This is a genomic window from Promicromonospora iranensis (assembly GCF_028994805.1).
GTDB lineage: Bacteria > Actinomycetota > Actinomycetes > Actinomycetales > Cellulomonadaceae > Promicromonospora > Promicromonospora iranensis.
Genome location: NZ_JAJQQP010000017.1, coordinates 75,110 through 96,799 on the forward strand (window position 1 = coordinate 75,110; position 21,690 = coordinate 96,799).

Genomic DNA, 21,690 nt, shown 5'->3' on the forward strand with positions numbered 1-21,690 from the left:
AGGTACGTCGTCAGGGCTTCTCGTCGAAGGCCGCGACCATCTGGGCCAGCTGCGCCTCGAGCTCGTCCGGCGCGCGCATGTCGCCGAGCACGCCCGGCCGCTTCTGCCACGGCCTGGGGCCATCGAGGCGCCGGTAGGCGACGCCCCGCGCGTCCAGGCGACCGAGGTGGACGACGAGTCGCTCGAGGAACTCCTTGCCGTCCCTCTCCCCTGCTGACCACAGCGCCTCGGCGAGCGCTGCGACGCGCGGGAACGCCATGTACTCCAGCACCTGCCTCGAGTCGATGTGCTCCGTCCAGAGGTTCGCCTGGGCACCGAGCAGCACCCCTGTCGCCGCGGCGTCCGGCCCTGCCGTACCGGACGCAGCAGCGGACGCCGCGGCGGGGTCGAAGCCGTAGAGGTCGAGCAGGGTCGTCACCGCCCCGGTCGGTATGGGCTCGTCCGGGTCATCGGACTGCCGGTAGTCCAGGTAGACACGGCCCGCCGGGGAGGAGACGACGTCGTACCCGCGCCGGGTGCCCACGCGCACCCCGTGCTCCCCGCGCCAGGACGCGACGACCACACCTGGCACGTCGGGACCCTCGAGCACCTCGTCCCAGACCATGGCCCGGCGACCATGCCGGCCGAGGTGCTCGGCGAGCCGGGCCACGAACCAGTTGTGCAGCTCGGGGTCCGTGGCCCCGCCGAGCTCGGCGCGCCGCGCGGCGACGCGGGGGTCGTCCTGCCAGCGCCCCTTGGGCGACTCGTCGCCGCCCAGGCACACGACCGGCGACGGGAACATGGCCACGACCTCGTCCAGGACGTCGCACAGGACGGCGACCGTGGCGTCGTCGACGCTGAGCACCTGGTCGGAGATCCCCCAGCGCGTCCAGACCTCGGGCGCGAGCGGCCTCCCGTCAGGCCCGACGTCAAGACCCGCTCCGAGTGCCGGGTACGCCGCGACGAGCGCCTGGACGTGGCCGGGGAGCTCGATCTCCGGGACGACGGTCACGAACCGGTCGGCGGCGTACGAGACGATCTGCGCGATGTCCGCGCGCGTGTACCAACCACCGTGCGGGCGACCGTCCCCCGGCGCGTCGTCGCCGGCTCCGACCTGCGACTCACGGCGCCAGCCGCCCACCTCGGTGAGCCGCGGGTAGCCGTCGATCTCGAGGCGCCATCCCTGGTCGTCGGTGAGGTGGAGATGGAGCGTGTTGATGCGGTGCATCGCGAGCAGGTCCACGAACCGCAGCACGTCGTCGAGCGGCAGGAAGTGGCGCACGACGTCGAGCAGGACGCCGCGCCACGCGAAGCGCGGGGCGTCCTCGACGACGCCGCACGGCAGGTCCCAGGGTCCGTCGCCCACCGGGGCACGGGCGAAGGCCGACGGCGGCAGCAGCTGGCGCACGGCCTGCAGCCCGTAGAACACGCCGGCGGGGTCGCCGCCCCGTACGGAGAGATGGGTCGTCGTGATCTCGAGGACGAAGCCCTCCGCGGGGAGCGCGGGGTCGAGACCGAGCCGGATCGTCGCCTCGGCGAGCGGTGCCGGGTGCAGCCCGAGCCCGCTCGCCATGCTCAGCTCCGACCGAAACCAGTCGGTCACGCGCCGCAGCGAGTCCAGCGCACCCATCGTCGAGGTCGCGTCCAGGCGGAGTACGCCCTGCGCGCGTTCCCATCGCCGGGGCCGAGGGAGGAACGGAGGCGCCGCACCGTCCGGTGTGCCGCTCATCCCTTCACCGCCCCGGCCGTGAGCCCGCCGGTCACCCGGTTCTGCAGGACCGCGAACACGAGGAGCACAGGGAGCATGAAGAGCGTCGAGGCCGCCATGGTCGCTCCCCAGTCGGTGCCGAAGGTGTTGCCGAACGACGACAACCACACGGGCAGGGTGCGCTGGTCCTGGTGGCTGATGAGGAGCGTGTTCGCGAAGGCGAACTCGTTCCATGCCGTGATGAAACCGAAGAGCGACGTGGACAGCAGCCCCGGTGCGAGCAGCGGGAAGACGATGCGCCGGAACGCCGTCAGGTGCGAGCACCCGTCGACGCGCGCGGCCTCCTCGAGCTCGACCGGGATGGCCTCGAGGAAACCGCGGAGGGTGAGCACGGTGAACGGCAGGGTGATGACGACGTAGACGACCAGGAGGGTCGCGAGGTGGTCGAGCGCCCCCGCGTCGCGCATCACGACGTACATCGGGATGAGCAGAGCCTCCCACGGCGCCATCTGCGCCGCGAACACGACGAGCACGAACGCGCGGCGCCCAGCCCAGCGCAGCCGCGCGACGGCGAACGCGGCGAGCGCCGCGACGACGAGCGCGATGAGGACCGACCCGACCGTCACGAGCAGGCTGTTGCGCCAGAAGGTCCAGAAACCGTCCGCTGCGAAGGCAGTGGCGAAGTGGTCGAGAGTCAGGGTGCTGGGCCACAGCTGCGGGGTCTCGGACTGGATGTCCGGGGTGGGCTTGAGTGCTGTCGTCACCATCCAGTAGACGGGGAAGACAGACATGAGGAGCGTGATCACGGCCGCGACACCGAGGGCGGTGCGGGTCCACGGGCGCGGGGTCATCGGTCGGTCTCCTGACGCAGGGACTGGCGGAAGTACACGAGGAGCAGGACGGTGAGGACGACGACCGTGATCACCGAGACCGCGCCGGCGAGGTCGTAGCGGTTGAGCGTCTGGGCGACCTGGTACGCGTAGACCGGCAGCGTGGTGGTGGCGTCGTTCGGGCCGCCCTCGCTGATCGCCCAGATCTGGACGAAGCACTTGAAGACCCAGATCACCTCGAGCGAGGTGATCAGGCCGAACAGCGACCGCAGGACGGGGAACGTGATGCGCCGGAACAACGCCCACCCGGCGGCCCCGTCGATCCGCGCGGCTTCGAACAGCTCGGCGGGGACCGTCGTCAGGCCTGCGTAGAGAGTGAGCGCGGCGAACGGGACCGACTGCCAGACGACGAGCACGACGATCAGCGCGAACGTCGCGCTGCCGTTCGCGAGCCATGAGTAGTCCTGGAACTGCTCGAGGCCGAGCTGGACGAGGACCCAGTTGACGACCCCGAACCGGGACTGGAAGAGCCACTGCCACACGGTCGTGGCCGCGATGACCGGCATCGCCCACACGACCACGAGCCCCGTCATCACCGCCACGCGCAGAACCCGGCCCAGGCGGGCGAGCAGGAGCGCGACGAGCGTGGAGAGGACCATGATGAGGACGACGTTCACGGCCGTGAAGGCGAGCGTGCGAACCACGACCTCCCAGAACACGCGGTCGGCGAACAGCTCGCGGTAGTTCGCGAGACCCACGAACGCCGGGGCACCCTGGACGAGCTCGCGCAGTCCGAACTCCTGGAACGACATGACGACGTTGCGCACCACCGGGTAGCCGAGCACGGCTCCGACGAGCAGGACCGTCGGTGCGACGAGCAGGTAGGGCCAGAACGAGGTCCGGCCCCGGCGTGCGTCCGCGCGTCGCGGGCGGTCGCGGGGTGAGGATGCCCCGTGCTCCGGGGTGTGCGGCGTCGTCCTCACGGCGACTTCGCTCGGGACGGTCACGTGGCCTCCTGTGGGCTGAGTGGCGGGACCGGTGGGGCGCCGGTGTGTGGGAGAAGCAGCGCGAGGTGGCGCTGACAGAGCGGACGACGAGGGAGCGCCGGCCGGGGTCGGCCGGCGCTCCCTCCGGTTGTTGCGGGTCAGCCGCCGCTGAGCGCGGACGTGATGGACTCCGAGGCCGTGGTCGCTGCCTCCTTCGGATCGGCGCCGGTGAGGACCTGGGTCATGTAGTTCTTGATCGGGTTGTTCGCCTCGACGGCCGCCCACTCGGGCGAGTTCGGGGTCGCGTGGCCGTTGTGCGCGCCGATGGCCATCGCGGCGGCCCCGGGGTCGTCCGCGAGCACGTCGGCCAGGGTGGTCTTGTTCGGCACGTAGCTCATCTCGACGGCGAGCCTCTCCTGCCACTCCTCCCCGGCGAGCGCCGCGACGAACGTGTACGCCTCGTCGGGGTGCGACGCGGTGACCGGGATGACGAGGTTGGACCCGCCGGTGAAGACGGCGCCCGGCTCGTCGGCGGTCTTGCCCGGGACCGGGAAGTAGCCGATCTTGTCCTCGAGCTCGGGGTTCGCCTCGACGATCTGGCGTCCCGCCCCCGGGGTGGCGATGATCTGCGCGACGTCTCCGGCGGAGAACACGTCGACCTGAGGAGGGTTGGCCTCGTCGGAGTCCTTCGGCCCCTTGCCCAGTGCCTGAAGCTGCGCGTAGAAGTCCATCCCGGCGAGCGCCTCGGGCGTGTCGAGCGCGCCCTTCCAGGTGTCCCCGTCCTGGACGGCGAGGTCGCCGCCCTCGTCCCAGACGAACCCGGCGAGGGCATACCAGTTCTGGCCAGGCAGGTAGATGCCCTGGACCTCCCCCGAGTTCAGGGTGGTCGTCGCTGCGATCCATGCGTCACGGGTCGTCGGAGGTTCGGTGATGCCCGCGGCCTCGAAGAGCTCGGTGTTGTACACGACGACGCGGTTCGCGGCGTAGTACGGGATGCCGTACTGCGCGTCGTCGATGCGGCCCGGTTCGGCGAGCCCTGGGATCCAGTCCGCGCCGCCGAGCTCGGAGACCTTGTCCCCCAGGTCGGTCAGGCCGCCGCTCGCGGCGTACTGCGCGACCTGGGTGTTGCCGACCTCGATCACGTCCGGAGCGTCGTTGCTCGCGATCGCGGACACGACGCGCTGGCCGATCCCGTCCCACTCCTGGATCTGCACGTTGACGTCGGTGTCGGGGTTGTCCGTCTCGAAGTCGGCGACGAACTCGTCGAGGAAGGCGTCGGTCACGCTGTCGCGCATGAGCCAGACGTCGATGGTCGTTGCCTCGTCGGGTGAGTCCTCGCTCGTACCGGACGAGCACGCCGCGAGCGACGCGGCGAGTCCTGCCGCCAGAACGATGGCGGCGAATCGGTTTTTCCTCACGTTCACCTCATTAGTCTTGGTTACCAGTGGACCACTGGTAAGGGCGCTGGATGCGGGCGGAGACCGTCAGGGCACCGTGTCCAGGTGTGCCACCGAGTCCGCGCGGTACCCGTTCACCGCCTCCTGGACCTGGGCTGGGGCCAGCACCTGGCCCTGCGCGAAGTACACGTAGTCGACCTTCTGGTCGTACGCCCGGGGCGTACTGCTGTCGACCAGGCCGCCGGAGATGATCCAGTGGTTGAAGTTGATCGACATCGGCGTCTCGGGCAGGTACGGCTGACCGTGGGTGGCGAAGAGCCTGCCGTCCACGTAGTACCGGATGAGCTCGTGGTCGACGGTGATCACCAGGTCGTGCCAGCCGGCGAAGCTTGTGCGCTCCTCGGTGTGGATGTTGACGGCCTCCCACGGATCGGGCCGATAGGTCTCCCACGACGTCGCGTAGAGGATGTTTGCGGGCTCGCCCCAGCCGCCGTTGGGCAGGTACTCGAAGTCGAGCTCGCCGTAGCTCGGGTCCATCGGTGCGTCGAGCGGGGTGATGGTGAAGAACGTCTGCACCATGTGGTCACCGTCGGGGCCGGACCGCGGGGCGTCGCTGAACCAGACCCGGGCGGCGTAGGTGCCCGTGGTGAACTTCTGCTGGTGGTAGAGCTCCGACTGGCGCGTGCCCGACGCCGTCCCGTCCGTGCTGGTCTCGAGGTTCATCACGGCGTTGCCGCTCTCCGCCGGGAACGTGATGTTCTCGGGTGCCCAGACCACGCCAGGAGCTCCCGGCCCGCCGGCGCCGGACTTCACCGTCCAGCCGCGCTGGGCCAGTCGCGGATCGGTGTGCCCCGTGTAGCTGAAGTCGTCGAAGAGCACCGGGCCGGGTTCCGGGGGGTCGACCGGGCCGCCGCCCGGGTCCTCGTTCCCGGGGACCGTGCCCCAGACGACCTCCCCGCCCGCCCGCGCGGTGATCCTGTCCCACGCGGCGTACGACGTGCGGGCCGCGCCGAACGAGTAGTCGTCGCTCTGGTCTATGCGTTGCCAGTCCGCGCGGTGGAAGCGCAGCTGCAGGTCGCCCGAGCTGTCACCCGGAGCCAGCGTGCCGGCACCCGGGCGGAACCCGACCTCCAGGTACCGGTCGGCTGCGGCTTCCGGATCGGCGATCTCGCCGAACGTCCCCGTCACGTTCGCACAGCCGCGGACGGCCCACGAGCAGGCGAACCGGTACTGGCCGGCGCCGGGGTCCGCGGAGAAGTAGTAGCGGATCGTGAGGTCGGCGAGCGCGACGGACGAGGTGCCGACGTTCCGGACCTGGAGCCAGGGTTCCACCTGGTCCGTCGTGGGAGAGGTGGCGCTCGTCCGGTACTCGACGACGATGTCTGGCGCGTCGTCCGTGACGGCCGTCGGGGCCGCGGCGGCTGCGGGGGTCGCGAGCAACAGGGCGACGAGCCCGGCGGCCGCTGCGGCGGTACGGCGCCTCGCGGCGCGGTGTCTGGGCAGGGTGAACACGGTGAACTCCGTTCGTGGGTTCCAGGTGACCCGACCGGGGCGAAGTGCCGGGTGCGGGTCGAGGTGACGTGCGGTGGAGCGTCGGTGCTGGTACCGGTGGTCACTTCGAGTGGTCAACCGTGGACAACATGGCATAGACCAGTCAGGGCGTCAAGAGTCTCGCATTGGCCCAGAGCCGCCCCGTGAGCCTAGGATGCGGTGTGAACCAGTGGTAAACGATCGACGGTATCGAAGGAGGCACGGTGGAGGAGATCCGTTCGGGTCCGACACGGAAGCGCGAGCAGGTGCGCGACCGGATCCTCGAGCTCGTCGAGTCGAGCCCGGTGGGTCATCCGTTGCCCTCGGAGCGGGACCTGAGCAAGCAGCTCGGCGTCTCGCGCCCCACGCTGCGCTCCGCGGTGGACGAGCTGGTGGCCGCAGGCGTGGTCATCCGCGAGCACGGCCGGGGGATGTTCGTCGCCCGCGAGAAGGTCACGCAAGAGCTCGTCGCCAACGAGGCCGTCGCCGAGGTCCCACGGGCGAGCGGTGCCTGGTCGAGCCGCGTCCTGGACCTGACGACGATCGCCGCGGGCCCGCGGGTCGGGCGGAGACTCATGCTCTCCCCGTCGGCACCCGTGACGCACGTCGCCCGCCTGGTGCTGGTGGACGACGAGCCGATCGCGATCGAGTATCTCTACTTCCCGGCAAGTGTCGTGCCGGGACTGGTCGCGCGCGACGTCGAGTCCGGCGACCTCTACGACCTCCTGCGCGAGCGCTACGGGGTCCGGGTCAGCCGAGCGACGCAGTCGATGGAAGCGACCGTGACGAGCGAGCAGGAAGCATCGATCATGGGCGTGGCGCCATTCTCCGCGGCGCTCGTCTTCGAGCGGATCACCCTGGACACGGGCGCGCGCCCGGTCGAGTACGTCCACTCGATCTACCGTGGGGACCGCTATCGCATCGTGTCTCGCCTCGCGCTCGACGCGGCGGCATCCGAAGCGACGGCTTCGACGGACGGACGCCTACCCGGAGCCCACTACCCAGGCATGCCCGGGAGTCTCGCCGGAGTACGAGCCGCCTACCGGACGAGCGGGGACGTCCAGCCGGCCGAATGAGGAGCGTCAGGTGAGGCGCTCGTGGCGGCGCGTCAGACGGGCTCCGGCCGCACCCGCGATCACGGAGATCAGGACGATCCCGGCGACCAACCAGGCGGTCGGCACGGGTGGGCTGCCCGCGGTTGCCGCTGGCGTGGTCGGCACGGTGGGCGTCTCGGCGAGCGAGGCGGCGGTCGCGACGAACGTCGGGGCCGGGTGGTCACCCGACGGGTCGGTGTCCGTCCATCGGTAGGAGCCACCGCCGGCGCACCGCTGCTCGGCCGGAAAGGCGAACGACTGGCCCACGGTGCCGGTCACCCGCACGTCGAGCGTGAACTCCGCACGGTCGCCATCGGGTACTGCCTTGCCCGCCCAGAGCACCGATCCAGGTTCGAGCTCGGCGGTCCAGCCGTCGGGCTGGCCCGCTGCGAGTGCTTCCACGCCGTCGGGCATCGACACCTCCAGGGTGTCGGTCGGATCGCCCTCGCACCCGTGGTCGAAGGTGAGGGTGAGGGTGGCGGTGCCGTCGCCGTTGGGCTCGACGGTCTCGATCAGCACGTGTGCGGCGGCAGGTGCCGCGGGCACCAGGCACAGCAGTACGACGGCGGCACCTGTGGCGAGGCGTCGTCCGACGTCCGCGAACGATCGGCCGGTCCGTGTCGTCACGATGTCACCTCCAGGGGGATGTCGACGATGGGGTTCTCGTACTTGGAGCTGCGGACACTGATCGTCACCGTCCAGCTCCCCGGCATGGTGAGGTCGAGCGTGGCCTCGTAGGTGCCAGGACCGGTCTCGGTCAGGGGCCGGGTGAACGGCCCGATGGCGGGCTCCGCGAGCGTGGTCGACAGCTCGGGCGTCTCGAGCGGTTCCAGGGGCGCACCGGCCGGGTCGAGGAGCGTGATCTCCAGCGAGTTGACGCCGACCCTGCCGGGGGTGATCCGCGCCCGGAGCGAACCGGTCCCGGCCTCCTCTGTGACGTCGACGCCCTGTGGTGCCGCTTCCTCGGCGACCGCGGCGTCCGTGGCGACGGGACTGTTCGAGACCAGGACACCGGTCGCACTGAGGACGAGCCCGAGGAGGGCCACCTCGGCCAGGACGGTCCGGCCGAGACGGCGCCGGGCGACAGCGGCGGGCGCCGTGTGGCCGCTGCCAGGACCGCCGCTCGTGACCGTGGGCACGAGGCGGTACCGGTTCCAGGCGGCGATCACGACGACGCAGAGCGCGAGCCCGGCCTTGATCAGCAGGGTTCGGCCGTAGTCCGTGCCCAGCAGGGCCTCTACGGTGCCCAGGGTGCGCCAACCGAGGGTCACCCCGGTCAGTGCGAGCACCAGCACGAGCCACGCGCCGAGCGTCGAGAACCGCACGACGGTGGTCCCGGCACGGCGTGGGTCCAGACCGGCCGAGGGCGCCAGCACGAGGGCGAGCCCGGTCACGCCGCCGAGCCACACCGCGCCGGCCGCGACGTGCAGCGCGTCGGAGCCGAGGACGAGCCACGCCGGGCCGAAGGTCCGGGTGTGCCCGACCAGGAGCAGCGCGCCCAGCGCGAGCGTCGACGCGCCGAGCGCCACGCCGGCCGGCCAGGCGGCACGCGTCCCACGACCGGCACGGGGTGCGGACAGCGTTGCCAGGACGAGCCCGGTCAGCCCGAGCGCGCCGGCGACGGCGGTGTCGGACAAGATCCCGGTGGTCCACGTCGCGGGCTCGGCGACGGAGGCCAGGCTTCCGCCCGCCTGCCAGGCGGTGGTCAGCGGTACCGCGGCGACGAGCGCGACGGCGGCGGCGGCCAGCCCACCGGTCCGCACCAGCTGGATCCTGCGCCGGAGCACCGGCGCAGATCCGGGTGACACGTGCAGCACGAGCAGCTCGAAGACGACGAGCCCGACCACGAGGAAGGTCCCCAGGTACACGACGGTCTGGTCGATCGCGCGCGCCGCGACGAGGCCGGCGCTCGGCTCCGTGACCTGCGCGTCGATGCTCGTGCTGCTCGGCACGCCCACGGAGAACGAGAACGCGCCCGCGACCGGGTGGCTGTCGAGGGAGATGACGCGCCAGCTCACCACGTACGTACCGTCGGCGAGCGGGGCGCCCGGGGTGACCACCAGGGTGTCGTCGACAGCGACGGCGGCGGCGTCGACCGGCGAGCCGTCGGCGGCCAGCAGGGTGGTACCGCCGTCGACCGCCTGGACCGGCTCGTTGAAGGTGATCGTCACCTTGTCCGGGGGCGCGTCGAGGACGGCGCCGTCCTGGGGGTCGGTGCCGAGGAGCACGGCGTGCGCCGCGGCAGGGCCGCCCGTGAGAAGCACGAGCAGCCCTGCCGCGGCACCGACGAGCACCGCCACCGCCCGGCGCCAGGATCTGGTGCGGGGCATCACAGCCTCAGTTCTGCGGGCGGGAGCGCAGGAACGCCAGCAGACCGAGCACGAGGCCACCCGCGCCGAGCACCAGAGCGATCCAGCTCACGGCCGAGGTGCTGCTGCCCGGGTCCGAGGTGCTCGTCGCACCGCCGTCGGCGGCCGCGGCCTGTTCGGTGTCAGCAGCCTCGTCCTCGGCAGGTACCTCGCCCTCGACCTCGGCGCCGGTGAGCACGATGGTCGGCGCCGGGTACTCGAGCTCGTCGGCACTCTGCCCGTCATCGGGCAGCTGCACCCAGCCGGTCTCACCCTCCTCGCACTCCTGGACAGCCGGGAAGGCCAGCGTCTCGCCCTCGGCCTCCGGCAGCTTGAGCGAGAGCTCGAACGCGTCACGCAGACCGTCGAGCAGAGGCTCCTTGGCCGTGTAGACGACCTCGGCCACCCGTTCCGTGTACTCGCCGCCGTGGCCGTCCTCGACGGGCTCGGGGAGGTCCTCCATGACCTTCTCGACGTCCCACCCCGGGTTCACGCTGGGCGTCACCGCGATGATCTGCTCCGGCATCTGGATGGACACCGTGGTGGTCGAGGATCCCTCGCACCCGTGCGGGACGCTCATGGTCAGGAGAGCGTAGGCGCCCGCGGCGGTCGTGCTGGGGGTCACCGTGACGTGCGCGGAGGCGCTCGTCGCGCCCGCGACGACAAGACCGGCCGCGAGCGTGGTCGCGCCGAGGGCGCGCGAAAGCTTTCGCATGGTTGATGCCTTTCAGAGAGGAACGTCCGTGGGGTTCGTGGCGCTGTACGTGCCACGGGACCGAGCGTCCGTGGAGACGGCGCTCGGGTGGGGTCAGACCCGCACGGGCGGACCGCGTCCTCTCAGAGTCTCGGGCACACGTTCACCGTGGCCGGCGATCAGACGACCGATGACGAGCTTGCGAGGCAGGGTGATGGCGGCCGGAGCCGTCGGGAGGTGACGCGCGGTCAGCCACACCCACAAGCGCCAGAGCAGGGTCTCGCCGTGCCGCAGGACGAGCGCCACGACGAGCGTCGCCACGACGTGTGCCCCGATCATCAACGGGTCCGCCATGGCCCCCGGATGGTGGTGTTCCCCCGGTGTCCCGGGCACGACGGAGAGCAGAGCACACTGCTCGAAGACGACGTGCAGCACCACCTGCCCGGCCCCGAGCAGCCCGACGAGGCGCGGCATCGAGATCTCATGCCGGGCGACAGGCCGGACGGTCACCGCGGTCAGGGCCGCGAGGACGACGAGCGGCACCACTCCGGGACGGGCACCGCCGGCGAGACCATGCGCGACGAGGGACAGGCCGACCACCACAACGGCGAGCAGCAGCGCCCGCACGCCATGGAGAACTCCTGTTCCCGGCGAAGTCACGGACGAACTCTAGCGCTCGACAGCCCCCATATGACCAGCCCCTGTCCGTGAATGCCGGGCTGGACGCCGAGCCGTCAGGGCTTCCCTAACGCAGCTCCCGGGTCAGGCGCTGAGCTGGCCGAGCAGTGCTCACGCGCTGCTCGGCCACACCTCCGTCACGTCATGGGCCGCCCAGCAGGATGCGATTGCATTCGCGCTGGAGCTCCGTGTCGTCCCACATCGCGTGGTGCGGGGCCGCGTTCGAGCAGACGAGCGAGCCCCACGCACCGGCCTCGACGGAGAGCCGGGCCGCGTCGCGACAGATCTGCGCCCCGACCGGGCCTTCCTCGAACCGGCAGTCACGTGGCGTGTAACCGACCCAGCCCTCACCGAACACGAGCGGGATCTCCAGGCGTGCGGCGGTATCGGCTGCGACGCCGATCCATTCCCTGAGGCGCAGGGCCATCGCGATGCGATGAGCGCCGTAGCGGTCGTAGAGCCAGCGGTCGACCCGCTGCGGGTCGCACCAGTCGTGGACGTAGATCTCCGCCTCTCCCACGATCGAGGCGTGCCGTTTCCACTCCTCGTCAGCCGGCGGAGCCCACTCGGACAGTCGCGGCGCCCCCGGAAGCAGCAGCTCGGCATCCGCACGCTCTTGCGGGAAGCCCGCGGGGTCGCCGCGGAGCGCGAACTCCTGGACGAGGTCGTCGAGCACGCCATAGACGTAGGGGTGTACGACGAGCACCTCTGCGTTGCGCGGGAGGCCGCGCATGGCCGTGACCGGTACTGCCGCGTAGTTCACGCCGCACAGGACGTCGGGGTGGCGGGCGCGGAACGTGTCGATCCCGGCCTCGAGGCGCCCGCGTAGCTCGACCACAGGATCTCCCTGGCCGGGCAGCCCGTGCGTGAGGTGGCCTGCCTGGACCTCGTTGTGCAGCTCGACGAAGGCGAGGGTGTGGGCAAGTCCGTGCTCGGTCAGCAGGTCGACCAGCTCGACCATGGCATGGCCGAGCTCCACGAGCCGTTCCTCGGGATCGACGGCCTGGAGTGCGTCGTACCACGCCCGGTCCGCCGCGAACGCCGGGCTCTGCTGGTACTCCCAGGACGAGGCGATCACGACCACCCCGTGCCGGTCGGCAGCCCGGAAGAAGGCCAGCAGGTGTGCACGCGCATCGATGGTCGTCGGTGATTCGACGTCGTACCAGCGCACCCTGCCGGCATACCCCCCGCCGATGGGCTGGAGCCGCACGGCACTGGTGTCGAGGCCGGAGCGGAACAGCAGGAACGGCATGGCGCAGATCCGCACGGTGTTGTAGCCGAGCTCGACGGCGCGGGCGAAGGCGGCGTCGAGGTCCTCGAACGGCTCGCCGGGACCGGTGCGGACGTACCACGAGAAGTCCCACAGCGTGATGGCGAGCCGCTCGGGCAGGTGCTCCGGGACGCGGGCCGAGCTGTCGGTCCGGACCTTCGTCGCTGTGGTCACCATGGACGCTCTCATCCCTTGACCGCCCCTGCTGTCAGACCGTTCACGAGCTGCTTGCGCAGGACGAAGAACACGATCAGGGCGGGCACCGCGGCCAGCACCGAACCAGCCATGACCAGGTCGTACTGGCGCCCCTCGGCGCCGAACAACGCCTGCAGCCCGAGCGGCACCGTGTAGAACTCCGGCTCCGCCACGATCACCAGCGGCCACAGGAGGTTGTTGTACGAGTTGAGGAAGCTCCACACGGCCAGCGCCCCGACGGCGGGACGCAGCAGGGGGAACACCACCGTGAGGAACGCCCGGAACTCCGAGCACCCGTCGATGCGTGCCGCGTCGAGGATCTCGTCCGGCACGGACTGCTCGGTGTACTGGCGCATCATGAAGATGCCGAACGCGGGTGCCACCCAGGGGACCACGAGCGCGAAGAACGGGTTGGCGAGCCCGAGCTTGGCGACCAGGATGAACAGCGGGACCACGATCACCGCGAACGGGATGGCCATCGAGGAGAACATCACGTCGAAGAGCAGATTCTTGCCGCGGAACTCGTACTTGGCGAAGCCGAACCCGGCCAGCGAGCAGAGAAAGACGGTAGCGGCCGTGCTGACCACCGCGATCACGGTGCTCATCAGCATCCACGACCAGAACGGCTGAGTGGCGAGCAGCGTCGTGTAGTTGCCGAGCGTCGCGGACTCGGGCCACAGGGTGGGCGGGAACGCGAAGATGTCGCTGCGATCCTTGAAGGACGACGACAGCGCCCAGAGCAGCGGGACCACGTAGACGAGTGCGAGGGCGACGAGGGCCGCGTAGAGCGCTGCTCGTGCAGGGCGGGTGGCCCGCCGTCGTCGTACCGGCGCGATGGTCGCGGCCGGTGACGCTTCGGCGGTGGTGGTCAGTGTGGTGCTCATCGGGTCCTCCCGACGCCGAACGCGCGGGTGCCGATGCGGCCCAGCACGAAGACGATGACGAACATGATGACGCCGGCGGCTGCTGCGTAGCCGAGCTCATGACGCTGGAAGCCTGCGCGGTAGACGAACATCGAGACCGACAAGGTGGCCTCACCGGGCCCGCCCTGCGTGAGGAGGAACGGCTCCTCGAAGATCTGCGCCGTGTTGACCAGCATGGTCACGGCGATGAAGGCCGTGACGGGACGCAGCTGGGGCAGCGTGACGGAGAAGAAGCGGCGGACGACGCCCGCGCCGTCGAGCTCCGCCGCTTCGTGCAGCTCCCTCGGGATGGCCTGCAGGCCTGCCAGGAAGAAGATCGTGAGGTAGCCGGTCCACCGCCACAGGACGAGCACGACCACCACGACGCGGGCCCACATCGGATCGGTGAGCCACGAAACTCCGCCGAACCCGAAGAGAGCTTCCAGGACTGCGTTCAGGAGCCCGTACTGTCCGTCGAAGATCAGGCCGAAGATCAGGGTGATGATGATCGGGGACAGCACGACTGGCATGAAGTACACCAGTCGGAAGAAGTCGCGCAGCTTCAGGCCCCGCGCATCGAGTCCGAGTGCGATCGACAGCGACACGGGCAGCACGACGATGATCGCGAAGAGGGTGTAGAAGGCGGTGTTGCTCAGCGCCGCGCCGAAGCTCGCGTCCCCGAGCAGCCTGGAGTAGTTGGCCAGGCCGATGAACTCGGGCTCGCCGAGCCCCGCCCAGTCCGTCAGGCTCAGGTAAATGCCTGCCCCGACCGGGGCGAGCATGAAGACGGTGAAGAGCAGGAAGAAGGGCGAGATGAACGCGTAGGGTGCCCAGCGGCGCTGGTCGGAACGCAGCTTCGTCGCTGTGCTGGTGGTTGTCGTGGTGGTGCTCATGGTGGTGGTCACTGCTGCACCTGCCTCTCGTACATCGCCACACCGACCGTGAGGGCCGCCTCGGCGCCGATCTGGCCGTTGATCGCGCGCAGGATCGGCCCGCCGAGGCTGTCCCGCAGCACCGATGCCCCCGCGGCCTGGTAGAAGATCGGCATGTCCTGCGCTGCTGCCGCGTAGACCTCGAAGACCCGCTGGCCCCCGAGGTAGTCGTCGCTGATCTGCTGAAAGCTCGGCGCCTGGTACAGCTCGACGAGGGTCGGCAGGTACGCGCCGGCGTGATAGCGGGCGAGCTGACCCTCTTCGCTGAGGTAGGCCCGCTGGAGCAGGTCGGTCGCGGCGTCGGTCAGTTCTTGATCCTTGAGCACCGCGAACGCCGTCCCGCCCAGGGTCGACCCGACGTGGCCGCCGCCGGCGAACCTGGGGATGGTGCGCGCCCGCCAGCGCCCTGACTGGTCCGGGACGTTCGCCTGCAGACCGTAGACCTCGTACCAGTTGGGCATCACGGTCGCGATCAGCTGGCTCTCCTTCAGCGCCGCCGCCGCTGCGCCGCCGTACGGGTCGGACAGCGCGATGAACGCGCCGGAGCGTACGCCCTCGGCCATGAGCTCCAGGACCTCGACGGACTCCTCCGACACGACCGTGAGGTTGCCGTCGGCGTCGTACAGGCTGCCGCCGCGCTGCAGGAGCATCTGGACGAACCCGTTGACGATGGATCCGTTGTCGCCGTTGGCGACCATCCCGATGGCCTGTCCGGTGTCCGCCGCGACGCCGGCGCCGATCTCGAGCAGCTCTTCCCAGGTGTCGACGTCCTCCGGGATGCCGAGCTGTTCGAACAGGTCGGCCCGGTAGAACATCACGGAGACCGAGTTGTCCGACTCGAGGGCATAGACCTTCCCGCCGACGGAGTACGGCTGGGTCTTGAGCAGCCGGTCGCCCAGCGGCTCGGTCAGTGACGTGAGGTCGACGAACAGGTTCTCGGCGATGTCGGCCCGCATGACCCGCGGGAACTGGTCGATCACCAGGCCGGCGAGCTGCGGGAGCGGGCGCTGCGCGACCGCCTGGGTGATGAGCCGCGACACGATGTCCGCCGGGGCGATGGAGGTCACGTCGACACCGAAGCTCCACGCGCTTCCGCCGACCAGGGCGGCGTCAGTTGCGGCGGCGGTGAAGAACGTCGCGTACCCGGGGTCGTGCGTCCACAGGTCAAGGAGCGCGTCGCCGGACGAGACCGGCGTGGCGCAGCCCTGGGTCGTGCAGGCAGCCAGTGCTCCCCCGCCGGCGACACCGAGCCCCGCAAGACCGAGCACCTTGAGCAGGTCACGCCTGTTCAGCTCCATCACTGCTTCGCCTCCTCGGCGACGAGCACGGCCTTGGCCACGCGGACGATCTCGACCGAGGGCACCGTGATGCCCTCGGCGACGTCGCGCACCGACGGGTCCACCCAGACTCCGGTGTCGCCGCGCCAGGGCAGCAGCTCGAGCGTCACCCCGTCCCGGGCCGCCTGCTCACGCCACGGTGTCAGGTCCAGGTCCCAGGTGCGCCCGTGCCAGAAGTGGTCGCTGACGACCTCGTCACCGACCAGGGCCCGACCGACGTCGCCCGTCCAGGTGATCCGCAGGAGGGTGCGGTCGACGTCGGCCATGAGCTCGTCCGGTACGTCGAGCGGGACCCACGCTGCGCCGGAGAAGTCCCGCGGCGCGCTGAGGCGGTCCATCGGGCCGCCGCGCCCAGGCTCGGGTGGTGCCGCGGCCTCCGGTCGGAGGCCGCTCGCCAGCGGGCGCTGTCCCGCGCTGGTCCTGACCGTCCATGTGCTCCACGGCGCCGCCACGGCGGTGCCCGCGACGACCTCGGCGTCCTCGGACGTCAGTGAGGCCGGCGCGGGCAGGAGCGACACGGTGACCGACCCGGTGTCCGGGTGGGCGACCAGGTCGCCGTCGAGCTCGTACACGGGGGCGTCGGTCAGGACGAGCCGGTCACGCCCGGCGACCTCCAGGCGGTAGAGGTGGTTGGCCGTCACCTCGTCGACGACCAGGACGCGCACCCCGGGCAGCTCGACAAGTGCGCCCGGTCCCGGCACGCCCAGGAGGTCGACGACGGTGTGTCCGCCGTCGTGCCGCACCGTCCCCGCGCCGTGCACATCGACCGCGCCTTCGAGGACCAGCTCGACCGGAATCCCGTCGGTGGCGCACAGGACAACGATCTCTCCTGCGTCGTCGGCGATCCTGGTGACGAGCTGCGCCGTGGCGCTGCGCAGCACCAGCTCGTCGGTCAGCGGGTAACGCAGCGGCCAGACCACGGACACGCCCGCCGGTACGTCCGTCGGGCGGGAGGGGACGATCACGACGGTGTCGTCCAGCTCGACGGCGACCTGGAGCCCGGGCTGTGGGTCGAGCGGGTGACGGGCCGGCTGGTAGGTGGTGAGGAAGAGGTAGCCGCGGTACCCGTCGGAGCGGACCGACCAGCGCAGCTCGGACGGGTCCTCGCTGCCTCCGCCCACCGTGGTGCGCATTGCGGCCAGCCCCGTGCCGTCGGTCGCGAGCCACAGGTGCTGACGGCGCAGCAGGTGGTGGTGCGGGCGAACCTGCCCGTGCTCGCCGACCGGCGCGTAGAAGTCGTAGCTGAGGGTGGGCACATCGTTGGGATACCCGGTGGCGTGCGACTCTTGCTCGGCGCCGTGGGCACCGCGCCGTTGCGTCCCGCCCGCGTACATGTAGTACCCCTGCCAGATGGAGCCGCTGCCGATCTTCGCCAGCGCGAGTGCGCCGACGTCCTCCGCGGTGACGAGCGGCCGACGGTGATACGCCACGTGCATGCCGCTCCCGAGCTCGCAGGTGGCGAACGGCAGTGCCGCGTCGTCCTTGAGCGGCACCGTCGACGGGTCCAGCACGATGCCGTCCAGGGCCTCACGCAGGTCCGCGCCGACGGTCAGGTCGTCCCGGACTTCGCTGTACCGGAAGTGGAAGGCCGCGAAGTGCGGCCATTCGGTGGCCGAGTCCTCCCAGAACCCGTCCGCGTAGGCGCTGTACAGGGGCAGCAGGGACTCGGGTACCTGGGCACCGCCCCAGCCTGTCGCCGTCCAGATGGGCACACGCAGGCCGAGGTCCTCCGCGACGGTGCGCAGCGTCGCGAGGTGCTCCGGTTGGTCATAGAGCTCGTTGTCCATCTGGGCACCGACGACCGGGCCCCCTTCGACGTGCGCGAGCCCGGCCAGCTGGTCGACGATCTGCCGGTAGAACCGGCGCACCAGCTCGAGGTAGTCGGCGTCGTTCGTGCGGGTGGCCACGCTCCGCTCGACGAGCCAGTCCGGGAAGCCGCCGTAGCGGGCCTCGCCGTGTGCCCATGGCCCCATGCGGACGATCACGTCCAGGCCGTGCCGTGCGGCGAGCTCGATGAACGCCCGGAGGTCGAGGTTGTCGTCCCACCGGAACTGGCCCGGCTCCGGCTCGTGCGCCTGCCACAGGACGTAGGTGGCCACGGTGTCCAGGCCGCCGGCCCGGGCGTGACCCAGCACCTCGGACCACCGGTCGCGCGGGAGCCGGGAGTAGTGGATCTCGCCGGTGATCGGGAACCATGGCTCGCCCGCCCGTTCGATCCACCCGCTGGTGATCTCGATCCGGTCGGCGGTGCCCTCGGGCTCGCCGAGGGGCAGGTGACCGCGCCGGGGTGGGGGTGGCGCCTCGGCACGCAGCCGTTGAGCGGCGGGTACCGGCTGAACGTCGATGTTCATGTCTCTCCTTTGAGGGGTGCGATGCAGGCACGTCGGCGGCGTTACGTCGCCGCTGGGACCAGAAGGGTGCGGGCCGGTGCGTTCAGCGCGTCCTTGTCGAGGACCTGGCGAGCGAGAGCCGCGGCTGTCTCCAGGTCACCGTCGAGCGCGGCGAGCTGGGCACGCAGCACCATGACGCGGGTGTCGTGCGCGTGCTGCACGTCCTGCGTGAACAGCAGCAGGGTGGGTAGCGACGTCGCGAAGTAGTCGATGGTCGCCACACGCTCGCTCTGCTCCGCGACGTACCGCGCAAGGTCGTCCTGGAGCCGCCGCGCCGCGTCGTCCCTGCCGAGCCGGCGCAGTGCGGTGACCGAGGCTGCTGTGCGCTCGGAGATGGTCTGTACCTCCATGCCCTGGAAGTCACCCTGCTGGCCTGCGGCGGTGGACCAGGCAGCGTTCGCCTCCTCGGGTCGGCCGACGGCGTGCAGCGCGTCGCCGAGCAGGAGGTGCAGGTGTGCGGTGTTCGCCAGGGGATGACGTGCCTCGCCCAGCGAGCTGGCGGGCGACAGCGCGGCGGACACGTGCTCCAGTGCCCGCTCGGCGGCTCCCTCGGCCAGCGCTCGGCGGGCGAGGGCGAGGTGGGCCTCGTCCCAGGCATCGAGCACGCGGCCCTCGCCGCCTTCCCACGGCTGGAACGAACGCCCCGTCAGGATGCCGAGAGCGTCCGCCGATCGGCCCAGTGCGGTGAGCAGCTCGGCGAGCTGGACCGAGAGGTCGTCGCGGGAAGCCACGAGGCCGGCCCGCTCCAGGAGTACCTCCGCACGTGCGGCGGGTGCGGTGCCTCGGCGGCCTTCGAGCTGGTCGGACTCGTAGAGCAGACGGGCGTCGTCCGGCGCCACGTCGCGAGCCTGCGCGTAGTACTCGGCAGCCCGGTCGGCGTCACCCAGCACGTTGTAGGCAGCCATGCCCAGATTGCGCAGCACCACGGGGTCGTTCGTGTCGCCGGACGCGGAGGCCTCCCACGCACCGATGGCCTCCTTGTGCCGCCCCGCCGCGTACAGCCAGTGCCCGGCGAGCCCGGTGACCAGGGGGTTGTCCGGCCACGCCCGGCGCAGCCGCTCGAGCATGTCGTTGTCGCTCGCCGCGGGGAAGCACCATGTCCTGCGGATCCGAGCCGCCCGCCTGATAGCGGACTCGGCGGCCTCGCGGTTGCCCTTGCGAAGTTCCAGGTCAGCGCGGTGCAGTAGCGCCAGTGGCGCTACGTTGCGCTGCCCGGGCACCATCGGCAGGTCCGTGACGCGTTCAAGGAGCTCGATCGCGTGCCCGGTGTCCCCCACCGAGGCGTGTTCCAGGGCGACGTCGAGCGTGATGGTGGGGTCGCACAGGGGTTCCGCATCCTGGTCGAGGCGGGCGGCGAGGTCGCGCGCCCAGGCGTCGAGCGGGTCCTCGGCGAGGGTGCCGCGCACGAGGTCGTGCGCCGCGTCTCGGTTCCCGGACCTCAGAGCGGCGATGGTGGCGAGGTTGCGCGCCTGCACGTGGAACGGTGCGCGGGACAGCAGCGCCGCGAGGTCCTCGGCGGCCGCTACGTTCCGTCCGGCGGCGAGATCGAGCCGAGCGGTCGCGACGACGGCGGCGTCCGACCAGGTCCGGTCCCACAGCGCCGTCGCGAGCGCTTCCCGTGCCTCGGCAGGGCGGCCTTGCCGGGCATGGACGAGGCCCAGGCGGTAGTGGGCCTCGGCATCACGCGGGTTCGGGTTCCGCCGGGTGACGCGAGCGGTCGCAGTGCGCAGCAGCCGCTCTGCGTCCCCGAGACGGCCGTCGTGCATCCGCCGGGCCGCCAGTGCAGTGGCGCACCGCGCGTCGTGGGGGTCACGCCGGAGCGCTTCGAGCCAGTAGGGCTCGGGTGAACGCGTCGCGTGACGGTACTGCTCGAGGTGCAGCCCGGTGACGTAGAGCTCGTCCACGGACTCGATCTCGTCCGGAGCGGGCGGTTCGGTCGCCGGGTCGGGCAAGACACTCTCCGACGAGAGGGCCGGGCGGGGGCGCCACGTCACCAGGACGGTTCCCTCGTGCTCGACGACCAGCTCGTAGGCGGTGGCCTCGATGCCCGGTGCTCCCGGCAGGTGCCGGACGAGCGGCGCGCCCGGTGCGAGGTCGGTCCGCTCGTCGAGCAGCACCTCGCCCGCCGCGCGCAGCACGACCCGGGCGCCGGGTCGTGGTCCCGTGACCGCGACGCCGACCCGCACCGGTTCGTCTGCGCCGACGTCCAGGCGCACCGCTGCGTCACGCGTCGCCTGGTGCACCGGGCCGATCTCCTGGATCGGGTACCAGTACTGGGAGAAGGACTTGGTCTCGCCCGGCCGCAGGAACGCGAAGTCGGGCTGGTTGTCGGTGAAGATGCCGGCCATGAGCTCCACGTAAGGGCCGTTCGTATCGGTCAGGTGGGCATCCCATGCCCAGCCGAACGGAGCGTTGCCCCAGGTCCACATCTTCTTGCCGGGTGCGATGCGGTGGTCTGCCCAGTGCACGAAGCCTGCTCCCGCGCCGTGGTCGTAGCCACCGAAGAAGTCGTCCTGCGTACCCAGGCACATGTACGACGTGGGCACGGGGATGTTCCTGTACCAGTCGAGCCGGTCGCCGTCCGGACGCTCCGTGGTGCGCTGCGCCGGGTAGTCGAAGCCGTAGTACCGGTCCGACGCCGCGGGGAAGGTCGTCACCGCCCGCTTGGCGTGATCGGCCACGAACGTCACGTCGGTCGGGAAGAACGACTGGTAGTGGTCGCTCACGGCGGCCGCGACGTTCGCCCACCACAGGAAGGTCTGCACGTCCTCGGTGCGATTGACCAGACGGCCACGGACCTCGACGAGCGCGCTGTGGGGCGCGAGTCGGATGCCGTGCATGCCCTGCATACGCCGGAACGGGTCATGGTCCGAGCACCAGACGGTCACCGAGCCATCAGGCGCCTCCTCGATCCGTGCCTCGGTCGGCAGGTAGGTCGCCGGCCGGTGGTGCTGCGGCCAGTTGAACTCCACACCACCCGAGATCCAAGGGCCCAGGAGTCCGACGAGGGCCGGTTTGATGACGTCGTTGCGGTAGAAGAAGTCGTAGCCGCGCGTACGGTCAAGGCCCACATGAATGCGCCCGCCCAGCTCGGGGAGGATCATCAGGCGTACATAGTCGTTCTCCAGGTGGATCGCATCCCACGACCGCGGCCTCTTCTCCTGGGCGACCCGGTCGATGAACGGCATCGGGTACACCGCTCCCGAGGACCCCTGGTAGACACGCTGGTCGAGGTAGGCGGGGTAGCGGTCCGGTTCACCGACGTCATAGGTGTCGATCGAGACGGGCTCTCGCCACACGCGCACGGGGCGGGCGGCGATCTCGTCCGGGACGGGCGGGAGAACGATCCGCGACTTTGCAGAGGGCATGGTCGAACCTAGGTCGGCTTGACCGCCGCTGACGATGGGAGTTTCCATGGCC

The 21,690-nt window shown here is 70.8% G+C and carries 16 protein-coding genes; 1 reads left to right on the plus strand and 15 read right to left on the minus strand.

The features are described 5' to 3' along the window. Positions 1 to 10 precede the first annotated feature (10 nt). The 5 genes from LUM46_RS24340 to LUM46_RS24360 all read right to left on the minus strand — a co-directional run bounded on the left by LUM46_RS24340 (position 11) and on the right by LUM46_RS24360 (position 6,412). Positions 11 to 1,708, minus strand: coding sequence for a beta-N-acetylhexosaminidase (locus LUM46_RS24340; protein WP_274997665.1), 1,698 nt, complete (start codon positions 1,706 to 1,708; stop codon positions 11 to 13). Then, complete coding sequence (locus LUM46_RS24345) at positions 1,705 to 2,538, minus strand: carbohydrate ABC transporter permease (protein ID WP_274997666.1); 834 nt, start codon at positions 2,536 to 2,538, stop codon at positions 1,705 to 1,707. The genes LUM46_RS24340 and LUM46_RS24345 overlap by 4 nt, the downstream gene beginning before the upstream one ends. Next, positions 2,535 to 3,524, minus strand: coding sequence for a carbohydrate ABC transporter permease (locus LUM46_RS24350; protein ID WP_274997667.1), 990 nt, complete (start codon positions 3,522 to 3,524; stop codon positions 2,535 to 2,537). Before LUM46_RS24350 ends, LUM46_RS24345 begins: the two co-directional genes overlap by 4 nt. A gap of 137 nt (positions 3,525 to 3,661) precedes the next feature. Next, positions 3,662 to 4,921, minus strand: a complete 1,260-nt coding sequence (locus LUM46_RS24355; RefSeq protein ID WP_274997668.1) for an extracellular solute-binding protein — start codon at positions 4,919 to 4,921, stop codon at positions 3,662 to 3,664. 66 nt (positions 4,922 to 4,987) lie between these two features. After that, positions 4,988 to 6,412, minus strand: a complete 1,425-nt coding sequence (locus LUM46_RS24360) for a cellulose binding domain-containing protein (RefSeq protein ID WP_274997669.1) — start codon at positions 6,410 to 6,412, stop codon at positions 4,988 to 4,990. A 242-nt stretch (positions 6,413 to 6,654) separates the two neighbouring features. Here LUM46_RS24360 and LUM46_RS24365 point away from each other — a divergent pair, with 242 nt between their 5' ends. Then, on the plus strand, positions 6,655 to 7,506 hold the full coding sequence (locus LUM46_RS24365) for a GntR family transcriptional regulator (protein WP_274997670.1): 852 nt from the start codon (positions 6,655 to 6,657) through the stop codon (positions 7,504 to 7,506). A gap of 6 nt (positions 7,507 to 7,512) precedes the next feature. Here the strand turns inward: LUM46_RS24365 and LUM46_RS24370 are convergent, their stop codons facing one another. From LUM46_RS24370 to LUM46_RS24415, 10 genes are all read right to left on the minus strand, one after another. Beyond that, complete coding sequence (locus LUM46_RS24370) at positions 7,513 to 8,151, minus strand: DUF1775 domain-containing protein (protein WP_274997671.1); 639 nt, start codon at positions 8,149 to 8,151, stop codon at positions 7,513 to 7,515. Then, complete coding sequence (locus LUM46_RS24375) at positions 8,148 to 9,854, minus strand: copper resistance CopC/CopD family protein (RefSeq protein ID WP_274997673.1); 1,707 nt, start codon at positions 9,852 to 9,854, stop codon at positions 8,148 to 8,150. Before LUM46_RS24375 ends, LUM46_RS24370 begins: the two co-directional genes overlap by 4 nt. A 7-nt stretch (positions 9,855 to 9,861) precedes the next feature. After that, positions 9,862 to 10,587, minus strand: a complete 726-nt coding sequence (locus LUM46_RS24380) for a YcnI family copper-binding membrane protein (protein ID WP_274997674.1) — start codon at positions 10,585 to 10,587, stop codon at positions 9,862 to 9,864. 93 nt (positions 10,588 to 10,680) lie between these two features. Then, positions 10,681 to 11,226 carry a hypothetical protein gene (locus tag LUM46_RS24385; protein ID WP_274997675.1) on the minus strand — a complete coding sequence of 182 codons (546 nt, stop codon included), beginning with the start codon at positions 11,224 to 11,226 and terminating at the stop codon, positions 10,681 to 10,683. Positions 11,227 to 11,386: 160 nt separating this feature from the next. Continuing rightward, on the minus strand, positions 11,387 to 12,691 hold the full coding sequence (locus tag LUM46_RS24390; protein ID WP_274997676.1) for a cellulase-like family protein: 1,305 nt from the start codon (positions 12,689 to 12,691) through the stop codon (positions 11,387 to 11,389). An 8-nt stretch (positions 12,692 to 12,699) separates the two neighbouring features. Continuing rightward, a complete protein-coding gene (locus LUM46_RS24395; protein ID WP_274997677.1) occupies positions 12,700 to 13,593 on the minus strand; it encodes a carbohydrate ABC transporter permease in 894 nt (297 codons plus the stop codon). Then, positions 13,590 to 14,516: a carbohydrate ABC transporter permease gene (locus LUM46_RS24400; protein ID WP_274997678.1), complete on the minus strand. Its 927-nt coding sequence runs from the start codon at positions 14,514 to 14,516 to the stop codon at positions 13,590 to 13,592. Before LUM46_RS24400 ends, LUM46_RS24395 begins: the two co-directional genes overlap by 4 nt. Then, positions 14,513 to 15,841 (minus strand): ABC transporter substrate-binding protein, encoded by a 1,329-nt coding sequence (locus LUM46_RS24405; RefSeq protein ID WP_274997679.1) that lies wholly within the window; start codon positions 15,839 to 15,841, stop codon positions 14,513 to 14,515. The genes LUM46_RS24400 and LUM46_RS24405 overlap by 4 nt, the downstream gene beginning before the upstream one ends. Further along, positions 15,841 to 18,231 (minus strand): beta-galactosidase, encoded by a 2,391-nt coding sequence (locus tag LUM46_RS24410; RefSeq protein WP_274997680.1) that lies wholly within the window; start codon positions 18,229 to 18,231, stop codon positions 15,841 to 15,843. The genes LUM46_RS24405 and LUM46_RS24410 overlap by 1 nt, the downstream gene beginning before the upstream one ends. 41 nt (positions 18,232 to 18,272) lie before the next feature. Further along, a complete protein-coding gene (locus LUM46_RS24415) occupies positions 18,273 to 21,638 on the minus strand; it encodes a DUF5107 domain-containing protein (protein WP_274997681.1) in 3,366 nt (1,121 codons plus the stop codon). Positions 21,639 to 21,690 lie beyond the last annotated feature (52 nt).

Coding starts and splice junctions, on each gene's coding strand:
- LUM46_RS24345 (WP_274997666.1), bottom strand. CDS start 2,538: ATGACCCCGCGCCCGTGGACCCGCACCGCCCTCGGTGTCGCGGCCGTG.
- LUM46_RS24405 (WP_274997679.1), bottom strand. CDS start 15,841: ATGGAGCTGAACAGGCGTGACCTGCTCAAGGTGCTCGGTCTTGCGGGG.
- LUM46_RS24380 (WP_274997674.1), bottom strand. CDS start 10,587: ATGCGAAAGCTTTCGCGCGCCCTCGGCGCGACCACGCTCGCGGCCGGT.
- LUM46_RS24410 (WP_274997680.1), bottom strand. CDS start 18,231: ATGAACATCGACGTTCAGCCGGTACCCGCCGCTCAACGGCTGCGTGCC.
- LUM46_RS24375 (WP_274997673.1), bottom strand. CDS start 9,854: ATGCCCCGCACCAGATCCTGGCGCCGGGCGGTGGCGGTGCTCGTCGGT.
- LUM46_RS24395 (WP_274997677.1), bottom strand. CDS start 13,593: ATGAGCACCACACTGACCACCACCGCCGAAGCGTCACCGGCCGCGACC.
- LUM46_RS24390 (WP_274997676.1), bottom strand. CDS start 12,691: ATGGTGACCACAGCGACGAAGGTCCGGACCGACAGCTCGGCCCGCGTC.
- LUM46_RS24415 (WP_274997681.1), bottom strand. CDS start 21,638: ATGCCCTCTGCAAAGTCGCGGATCGTTCTCCCGCCCGTCCCGGACGAG.
- LUM46_RS24340 (WP_274997665.1), bottom strand. CDS start 1,708: ATGAGCGGCACACCGGACGGTGCGGCGCCTCCGTTCCTCCCTCGGCCC.